Here is a 9,940-nt window from a genome sequence, read left to right on the forward strand (position 1 = left end):
TAAAAAAAATTCTTGGTCAAGTAAAAAAATGAGCTATTATACTACAACTTTTTGTCAAAAATAAAAGCCCGCAATCGCTTTATTTTAAACGGTTGTGGGCTTATTTACACTAATTTTGCTGTCAAACCCAGGATATATACTATAATATTTACAACTGAAAATATCAAGTTAAGTTTGTGTCAAGTTTGTGTCAAGTAGAAGTTTGCAATTTTTTTGTTAAAAAATTACCTCGCATAAATTAATCTGTGTGCATGGTATTGGAAGATGAAGCAGCGTAAAGGTGCCAAAAAAGCAATTTTAGCTCTTGCCAGGAAGCTACTAGTAATCATATACACTATGCTTAAAACTGATACACAGTATAACGAAAGTTATTTTGAATTACGCAGAGTTCAAACCGAGCAGAAACGAATTACTAGTCAAAACACCACCAGGCAAGTGTATACAATTATACTTGCTTAGGGTAGTATTGGCCTTTTTCAGGGTTAGTATATTAAGTTGCCAAGGAGCAAGCCTTCGCAAGTGCCTTCGAAGCCTTGAAAGGAATTATCCCATTTTCGTAGTAAAGCATATAATTTGAACAAAGTATACAGATTGTTATATTTTGGACAAGGGAAAATTCGTTATTCACGACTTTTTTAAAAAATATGATTTAAATACTTTTCTTCTGATAAATGTATAGAATTAAGTAATGTATAGAATTAAGTATAAAAATAAAAAATATTTTTATCTAAGGAGTGATTCAAGTGGATCAACATATTAACAATTCTCAAAATGAAGTAAGACTGGGTTTTATTGGTTTAAGCGGTCGTGGGACAGGTCTCCTAGAAATTGTTTTATCAATGGATGATGTTGATGTCCCCGCAGTATGTGAACTATACGATGATAGGTTACAAAGGGGTATCGAGCTAGTTGAATCTTCAGGGAGAGAAAAACCTGAAGCATACAAAGATTATAAAAAGCTATTAGATCGTGAAGACATTGACGGAGTAATAATCGCCACATCATGGACTACTCATGTTGAAATTGCTATTGCAGCTATGAAAGCAGGAAAGTATGCCGGTATGGAAGTCGGTGGTGCAACATCAATAGAACAGTGCTGGGATTTAGTAAAGGCCTACGAAGAAACCGGCATGCCTTGTATGATGCTTGAGAACTGTAATTACGGCAGGGTAGAAATGGCTATATTAAACGAGGAAGCGAATGTTCGGCAGGAAGCAGTAGAAAGTCAAATCGTAGTATTCAGGCGGATGCTTCCGACGATATTAAAGGGAATATCGAATATAAAGGATCCGAGGCGAAAAGGAAGTGTAAATCATAAAATGAGGGTATTGATGCTTTATGGGATATTTATGTTTGTATATCAGATAGTATCAAGGCGAAAGGCGAATGAGAAGATGACCAAGCCGGAGTTTATGGAGAGCATGAAGGCCGTATTTCCGGAGATAGATACAATACCAATCAATAATAAAGCAAACCTGATATTTCAATTTAAATATATGCAGTATGTGAAATTATGTAAATATAAAAATTTACACTTATTAGAAATATTTCATAAAACGGTTTTAACTTTGCGTGTGAAATGTTTATTTATGAGCTTTCCCTTACTATCAAACGTGTATCAACAATATCGTGGATATACTTGCCATCAAAGTTACTATTTATCCTCTTTAAAACGATGTCAAATGCTCTTTTTGACATTCTGCCTTTGTAGTTACCGACAGAGGTCAACGGGAAAGGGAATAAATATCTCGACTGTATGTTGTCAAAACCGACAACGGCTATATCTTGAGGCACCCTATAACCCAGCTTATGAAGGGCATAGATTGCTTCCCATGCGATCAGGTCACTGAATGCAAAAATGCCTGTAAAGCCTATCCCCTCATCCAATAGCTTCCGGATCACATGTCTGCAGTCTCCCAGGGTCACCGGTATCTCATGAACAAGCTTTTCGTCATATTCAATACCGCTTTCCGCCAATGCTCTTCTATAACCTTCCAGACGTTCCCTTGCGCTGGATATATAAGCTGGGCCGTTGAGTAATAAAATCCTCCTGTGTCCTCTCTTGATAAGGTGTCTGGTAGCAAGATATCCGCCTTGGATGTCGTTACATATTACATAATCCGTATCAATATCCGCAAAATATCTCCCAATAAGAACAAAGGGCACTCCCGTTTTCTTCAGTAATTCAATATTTGCTTTGCTTTTCTGCGTGGGGCAAATAATAATTCCGTCTACTTTCTTGCTCAACGCCGAGTAGACGGCTTGTTCCTCGATTTTAGGGTCCTCATCGGTATTAAGGATGATGGTGCTGTACTTGTGTTTTCGCGCATTCTTTTCAATTTCTTTTACAATTATGGAGAAATGAGGGTTGGAAATGTCCCCCAAAATCACGGCAATAGTCCTGGTATATCCAGACCGAAGTGAACTTGCAACAGAATTGTTGATGTATCCCATTTCTTTCGCGGTGTCCTGGATCATTTTCCTGGTAGCAGCAGAGATATCCTCTTTGTCTTTTAACGCCCGTGAAACGGTATTAATTGAATAGCCTGTCTTCTTCGCAATATCCTTCAATGTGACCTTGTACAACGACGACACATCCTTTAATTCCCTGCTTAAAGTCAATTGTAGCATCCGGTGATTGTACTGTCAACGCCGCCGCAAGATACCAGATACCACAAATTCTTACAACAATAAATGACTTTCATATAAAGATTTCCCGAATAGCTTTCCTCGCAAAACCGGGATTACAATATGCTGCACATAATATTAAACCTTTCAAAAGCCTTCGTGTAGAATCGCGGTTCTTGCCTTTCATCAAAGCTTGGTCGGTACTCCTTGCCAACCATCGGGTATTTGGCTCCCGTAAAGGGGTTATAAGGCAATAGTTCCACTTTTTCTAAGTTGGATGCATCCTTTAACAGCATCGCAGTTTTTTCCATATTATCAATCGTGTCATTAATGCCTGGTATTAACGGAATCCTAACAATAAAGGGCTTCCCGGATTCTTTAAGATGGCCCAGATTCTCCAGTATCAGCCGGTTATCTACCCCTGTCAAACGTTTATGCTCTCCTGAATCCGTATGCTTTATGTCGAACAATATTAAATCTGTAAGAGTCACCACCTGCAAGAAAACATCCGGTCTGCCATATCCTGAAGTCTCTACCACCGTATGCATCGGCTTGATTTCCTTTAATAGGTCAACGAGAAATTCAGGTTGTGCAAGGGGTTCACCACCAGAAAGTGTGATCCCCCCTCCGTTTTTTTGTAGAAATTCTTCCCTTTTTTTCAGTTTTGTAGCCAGTTCCGTAGAATCTACGGTTTCACCGACGATTTTTATAAGCCCCCGGGGACACACTTTTGTGCAAAGGCCAAATGGCCGGCATTCTTCATGTGTACATCCCTGCCTGCACTTCCCACAGTTTATACAGGACGCTTTTCTCACCATCAACTCTGGCCAGAATGAGAGTCCTTCCGGGTTATGGCACCAAACACATCTCAAGGGACAGCCCTTGAAGAATACCGTAATGCGTATACCCGGGCCGTCATGCACCGTAAATTCCTGGATGTCGAAAATAATTCCTTTTGCCATACTTGCCACCTTTAATGCCCTGTTCCAATCAAGATGATAATTCCCCAGTCAGCGCCACAACCGATGCAGGCGGCAGTACAATCACAGGCTCCCTGTCAGAAAGCTCGATTTCCTGGACAACCGGTTTTACATTGTCTGGTTGTTCGAAGTTGTTGTACATATGCGGATCCGCAGAATTCATCGTTACTTTGGTGTATGATCCTCCAAACCTGGCACCGTAAAAATCAATTCTTACTTCAGCCTCTTCCGAATAATGGCAGTTGGCGAGGGTCAAGGTCAACCTTTTGGCCTTTATAGAAGCGGAACAGGATATCCTTTCTACTTGTTTTTCTTCATTTTTCGCTGTCAAATATTTGACCGTACCTGCATCAACCAGCACTCTGATAGCCTCTCCCCCCTGGTGGCCCTTATACATGTCAAATACATGATAGTTCGGCGTCGCCACCAGTTTGTCCCCAGATGCCAGGAAGAGCGAATGCAGGTTGTTTACTAACTGCGCCACATTGGCCATTATTACCTTGTCACAGTGATTATTGAATATGTTCAGCGTAATGGCAGCAACAAGCGCATCACGCATTGTGCTCTGCTGCTCGAAAAGGTTTTCACCTCTAGAAGGCCCTGAACCATCAGGATGCCAGCATCCCCATTCGTCGACGATTATACCGATCCGTCTTTGAGGATCGTAGGAATCCATCAAAGCACGCTGCTCGCATATGATTCTCTCCATATAAGCCGCTTTGTCCAGCAGCTCATACCACTGATCCTGGCTGAATTCCAGGGCATTCCCTGCCGTTCCGCAATAATAATGGATTGAGTAACCATTTATGATATCATTAAATGATGGATGTGTTACATCCTTAAGCTTGTTAAAAAAACGCCGTGACCAATTCAAATCATTACCGACTGGGCCGCAAGCAATAAGATTAATCCGTTCTTTATCGAGATGTTTCACAATGCTGGCGTACCTTCTGAACTCAAAGCAGTAATCCTCAGGGGTCATGTTGCCGCCATTCCCCCAGTTTTCATTTCCTATTCCCCAGAAAACCACGTTGAATGGCTCCGGGCTGCCGTTTTTCTCCCTCAATCTGGCCAATGTGGTGCTTCCTTGCGGATAGTTGCAGTACTCTACCCAATTCCTGATTTCCAGGGGCGTCAATGTAGTCACATTCGCAGCAAAATAGGGTTCTGCACCCACAAGTCGGCAAAAATCAACAAACTCATGTGTTCCCACTTCATTTTTTTCTAATCTTCCGTCCCACCCATACCAGAAGTTTGCTGTAATAGGGCGTTCCTCCCTTGGTCCTATTCCGTCCCTCCAGTTATATGTTTCGGCAAAACAGCCACCAGGCCACCGAATAACGGGAGGTTTGATTTTCCGCAGCATTTCCACCAGGTCCTTGCGAAAACCGCGGATATTCGGTACTTGAGATTTCTCGCCAACCCAGATCCCATCGTAAATCACACCGCCGATGTGCTCGATAAAATGCCCATAAATATTGCGATTTATTACACCGATTCTTTCCGGTACGACCACGCATATTCTATACATTTTATTAATGTCCCCTTTCTTTCTTTCTTTCTTTATTTATTTATTTCTTTCTTTATTTATTTATTTTGTATTGTTTTATTACCTATGCACTGCTTTATTAGTTGATTATAAATATATTGGTTACATATCAGCAGATATACTCCTGTCTTTTGATGACATGGTCCTGGTATTCTTTATCAAGCTCCACAAAGTAGGCGCTCCAGCCCCATACCCGGACAATCAGGTTCCTGTAATTCTCCGGATGCTTCTGCGCATCCAGCAACGCTTCCCTGTTGACGGCATTAAGCTGCAATTGATGGCCTCCAAAATCTATAAATGACTTAACTAGCATCGCTACCTTCCTGATACTTTCCCTGTCTCTGAACAGCGGACTATGGAACTCCATTGTCAACGGCCCGCCATTGATGACCCTTTCCAGGTTGGGTTTTGTGAATGACCGGATAACGGATAAAGGACCTTTGGTTTTTGCAAAAAGGCTTGGAGAATAGTTCGCGCCAAATGCCTCTCCCTTCCTTCTGCCGTCAGGGGATGCCCCAATCTCCCTTGCATGCCATAGATAGTACATGGCAGAGCCCGTACCTGCTCTGTAGCATCCGCCTCTTTCATTCTTACGGTTCTCAAGGGCATCTGCGAAGGTTTCTAATAGCTCGACGGCTATCCCGTCAACATAATCATCATCGTTCCCCATCTTGGGAGCTTCGAACCGAAGTTTTGCCGCGAGTTCGTCGTATCCTTCAAAATCGCTGTCAACAGCCTCCACAAGAATTTCAGGATCAATCGACTGTTCATCGAATACATACTTTTTAATAGCTGCAAGAGAATCCGCGGCATTGGCCAATCCGGTCCCATGAAGCCCGAAATTGTTGTATTTTGCCCCTTTCGATATGTCCTTGCCATTTTTTATGCATTCGTCCATAAGGATAGACATGAATGGTGCAGGCATTATCCACAAATTCCTGATGTTTTCTGTTATCTGATTGCATTCCTCATGAATTCCAGCCTTTATGCAGTTCATAAACTCTTCAAAATTACCGCAGCCTTCAAACTTTTCATGCAGGCACCGGTCTACAACCGCTGGAAAGGACAAGGCTCCGATATTAGGTATGTCCATCCCATACCTAGGAATGATAAATTCCCAGCAAGCAGCGACGACATAGTTTCTTGCATCCTTCAATGAATATCCCTTTTTTAACAATCCCGGAATGACGACATCATCATTCGAGTACTGTGGAAAGCCAAGCCCCTCTTTTGTCAATTCCGTTGCCAACTCATACACTTCGAGTTTCGTGTCCTTATGCACCCTCAAGTTGATTTTCGGATCAATAAGCTTAAGTTCCTTGCTTGCTTTAATACACATCTCGGAAAGAAGGTTGAAAGCATCGTTTCCGTCCTGATCGACCCCGCCCAGCACCATACTCTGTCCGTTATCCCCCTGCTGCACACCGGGGTAAAGATCGCTGTCCTTGTTAAAGGAGATGAAGAATTCCAGAAGCAGTTCGAATGCGGAATCATAATCCAGTCTCCCGGCATCTATATCCGCTTTCAGGTATGGGTACATATACTGATCAAACCTACCTATTGTATTATGGTACTCCCCTTCACACCAAAGGGTAAAATGGAGAATTCTGAAAAACTGAAGCGCTTCATGGAAGTTTCTTGCTCCATACCGCGGTATATGTCCAAGCATATCTGCAATTTCATGGTTCCCCATTCTTTCAGCTTCTTCCCGGTACCTGTCCGTAAGGGATTCCACAGCATCGATAGTTTTTATGACTGCTTCGAGAAAGTCCTGTCCTTCAATATCTCCATTGAGTTTACATCTTCTTAGGCTGTCTAAGGCTTCCAAGCGCCGTTCTTCCAAGCCTGATCGGATGGTTGACACATAATCGGGACAAATATTGCTTACATAACCCAATTCATGAATAAAATTATTATTTTTAATTGTTTCCCACTCACATTTCGTGAAAATTTCTGGCAGTCTGGGGACAGTCCTTAAAAAGACAATTCTTTCATCCTCAAGTATAACAGGCTTTTCTTGTGCAAGTACCCTTACAAGCCTCTCCGACATTCTTTGTATGGGAGTCAATCCCTTTTGACTGAATTCCTCAGCCAAATCAGCCATATTCTCCTGCCTAAACCGATGATGTTTTTTGCTAAGTATGTACTCAAGTATAGCTCTAATACGACAAGTCACGGATCCCCACTCCATGTATAACTATTTGAGTAATATTAACGATAACATTAATGTTACCGTTAATATTATACCATAAAACTTCCGCTATTTGCAATATGTATCGGTGCAAGTTCAGGTCCTCTTCAAGAAAATTTAAAACACTTCTGCTATACAAATAAATTTGCTAAAACTAAGGCCATAACGTATGAAAGCTAAGGCATACGAAGGCTAAGGAAATTCCTTAGTATAGTCTTTCCATACGGTGTTAATACAGATTCCGGATGGAATTGGATCCCATAAATGTGATAATGTTTATGTTTCAATCCCATTATCTCTCCATCACGGGTTTGGGCGGTTATCTCAAGTTCTGAAGGGAGTGTTTCCTTTTCTACTACCAGTGAATGATATCTACCGCCCTTGATCTTTCTTGGTAGATCTTTAAAAATTATACATTCACCTACAAATTCGATATCGGTTGCTTTTCCGTGTACCAGTTCCCTTGCATGTACAACCCTTCCGCCAAAAGCTTCACCTATAGCCTGGTGCCCAAGACATATGCCTAATATAGGCACGGAGTTTCCCAACTCTTTAACGACAGCAACTGATATACCTGCATTTGAAGGAAAACCCGGCCCGGGAGAAATTACTATGTGGGTTGGTTTTTTATACATTATTTCAGATACGGTTATCCTGTCATTCCTGTACACCTCTATATCAGGGTTCATCTCTCCGATATACTGATAAAGGTTATACGTAAATGAATCGTAATTATCTATAATAAGAATCATTTAATTTCACCTACCTTTTCTAATGCTTTCAGGAGAGCCATTGCCTTATTTAAAGATTCTTCATACTCTTTTTCCGGTACCGAATCAGCTACTATACCGGCCCCAGCCTGGACATAGGCTATGCTGTCTTGAAAGAGAATAGTTCTGATAGTAATGCAACTGTCAACGTTACCGTTGAAGCTGAAGTATCCTATTGCACCACCATATATCCCTCTCCTAGTCTTCTCAAGTTCATCTATTATTTCCATTGCTCTAACCTTTGGCGCACCTGACAGAGTTCCTGCCGGAAGTACTGATACAAGCGCATCAAAAGGCGTTTTGTCTTCTCTTAGTTCCCCTTGTATGTTAGTAACTATATGCATTACATGGGAATACTTTTCAACATGCATCAAGTCATTTACTCTTACTGTCCCATATTTTGAAACCTTACCGATATCATTTCTTCCCAGGTCAACTAACATGATGTGCTCAGCCAATTCTTTTTCATCCGATAATAGTTCTTTTTCCAGCAAATCATCTTCTGCATTTGTAAGCCCCCTTTTTCTAGTTCCTGCTATAGGGGATGTTTCAACAAGGTTATTTTCAACTCTTACCAACATTTCAGGAGAAGCTCCTGCAATCTGATATTCACCAAATTTCAGGTAGTACATGTAGGGTGATGGGTTTATAGTTCTCAGAACCCTGTATACATTGAAAGGGTCTTCTTTAGTATCCACCTTGAGCCTTTGAGACAGCACCACCTGGAAAATATCTCCATTCCGTATATATTCCTTTGCCTTCAATACTGTATTACAAAACTCCTCTTTTGAAATATTGCTTTCATAAACAAATTCTCTTTTTTTTACCTTGGGTTGAGGTATTAAATTATCTGATGCTTTCCAGCGAGTTAGCTGGATTTGACTGTAAATTTCTTTAAGTCTTTCTGTTACACTTTTATAACACCTTTCAATGTTTCCTTCTACAAACATGTTAACTATAATATGGATTTTTTGTTTGAGGTGGTCAAATGCCAGCACCTCATCAACTATCATAAAATGGCTCTCGGGAAGCCCTAAATCGTCTACCGTAGAATCAGGTAATTGTTCATAGTACCTTACAGTATCATAGCTGAGATACCCGACAGCCCCGCCGTTAAACCTGGGAATGCCTGGTATTTTTGCACCCTTGTATGCTTCAAGTACTTTACTCAATGCTTGAACAGGGTTACCCGGTATCATCTCGAATTTACCATTCCTGTACTGCACAAGGGTTTCTCGGTTGATACTTTTGACTACTATAAAAGGGTCTCTCCCAATAAATGAGTAGCGTGCCCACTTTTCACCGCCTTCTACGCTTTCTAGAAGAAAACAGTATTTGTTTTCTTTAAATCTTTTGAAAAGACTTATAGGAGTTTCAGTATCGGCATATACCTCCATGCTTACCGGTATTACGTTATATTCCCTCGATAGCTCTTTAACCATGTTCAAATCAGGATAAAACAATGTTTAACGCCCCCTTTCAACAAAAGGAAGACATGAGTATGGAACAGACTAAAAAAGCCAGACTTGAGATGCCCGGCCGAATTACAAAATATTAAACTAAAAGCTAGCCCCGACTCGTCTCTACCTTGGCTCATCTCTTCTCAACTCATCTCTTCAACATAACTCATCTAAACTAATTTTTATTGATTATAACATAGTACACAGCAAGTATGCAATAGGGTATATGAATACTCAGAGCTGAAGCATGAAAATTTTATTCTTATCCATTAATAGTGGCTGCGTTAGTAATTTTATCCAATTATATAATAATATTACATAAATTTAACCATACGTTTAAGTCATCGGATAACACTATAACC

At 40.9% G+C, this 9,940-nt stretch carries 6 protein-coding genes and 2 pseudogenes; 2 read left to right on the forward strand and 6 right to left on the reverse strand.

From position 1 onward, the window contains the following. Positions 1–243 precede the first annotated feature (243 nt). Together HPY74_17840 and HPY74_17845 are read left to right on the forward strand one after the other, a co-directional pair. Positions 244–459, forward strand: a pseudogene (locus tag HPY74_17840) (hypothetical protein). A 296-nt stretch (positions 460–755) separates the two neighbouring features. Further along, positions 756–1,190 (forward strand): annotated as a pseudogene (locus HPY74_17845) (Gfo/Idh/MocA family oxidoreductase). A 397-nt stretch (positions 1,191–1,587) separates the two neighbouring features. Here the strand turns inward: HPY74_17845 and HPY74_17850 are convergent. The 6 genes from HPY74_17850 to trpE form a co-directional block, all read right to left on the reverse strand. Then, entirely contained in the window at positions 1,588–2,631 is a 1,044-nt protein-coding gene (locus tag HPY74_17850) for a LacI family DNA-binding transcriptional regulator (protein ID NSW92489.1), read from the reverse strand. A gap of 113 nt (positions 2,632–2,744) precedes the next feature. After that, positions 2,745–3,590 (reverse strand): glycyl-radical enzyme activating protein, encoded by an 846-nt coding sequence (locus HPY74_17855; protein ID NSW92490.1) that lies wholly within the window; start codon positions 3,588–3,590, stop codon positions 2,745–2,747. 28 nt (positions 3,591–3,618) lie between these two features. Next, complete coding sequence (locus tag HPY74_17860) at positions 3,619–5,139, reverse strand: alpha-L-arabinofuranosidase (GenBank protein NSW92491.1); 1,521 nt, start codon at positions 5,137–5,139, stop codon at positions 3,619–3,621. A gap of 127 nt (positions 5,140–5,266) precedes the next feature. Then, complete coding sequence (locus HPY74_17865) at positions 5,267–7,333, reverse strand: pyruvate formate-lyase (protein NSW92492.1); 2,067 nt, start codon at positions 7,331–7,333, stop codon at positions 5,267–5,269. Positions 7,334–7,524: 191 nt separating this feature from the next. After that, positions 7,525–8,100: an aminodeoxychorismate/anthranilate synthase component II gene (locus tag HPY74_17870; protein NSW92493.1), complete on the reverse strand. Its 576-nt coding sequence runs from the start codon at positions 8,098–8,100 to the stop codon at positions 7,525–7,527. Continuing rightward, complete coding sequence (gene trpE, locus HPY74_17875; protein ID NSW92494.1) at positions 8,097–9,581, reverse strand: anthranilate synthase component I; 1,485 nt, start codon at positions 9,579–9,581, stop codon at positions 8,097–8,099. The genes HPY74_17870 and trpE overlap by 4 nt, the downstream gene beginning before the upstream one ends. Positions 9,582–9,940 lie beyond the last annotated feature (359 nt).

This window comes from Bacillota bacterium (assembly GCA_013314855.1).
Taxonomy (GTDB): Bacteria; Bacillota; Clostridia; order Acetivibrionales; family DUMC01; genus Ch48.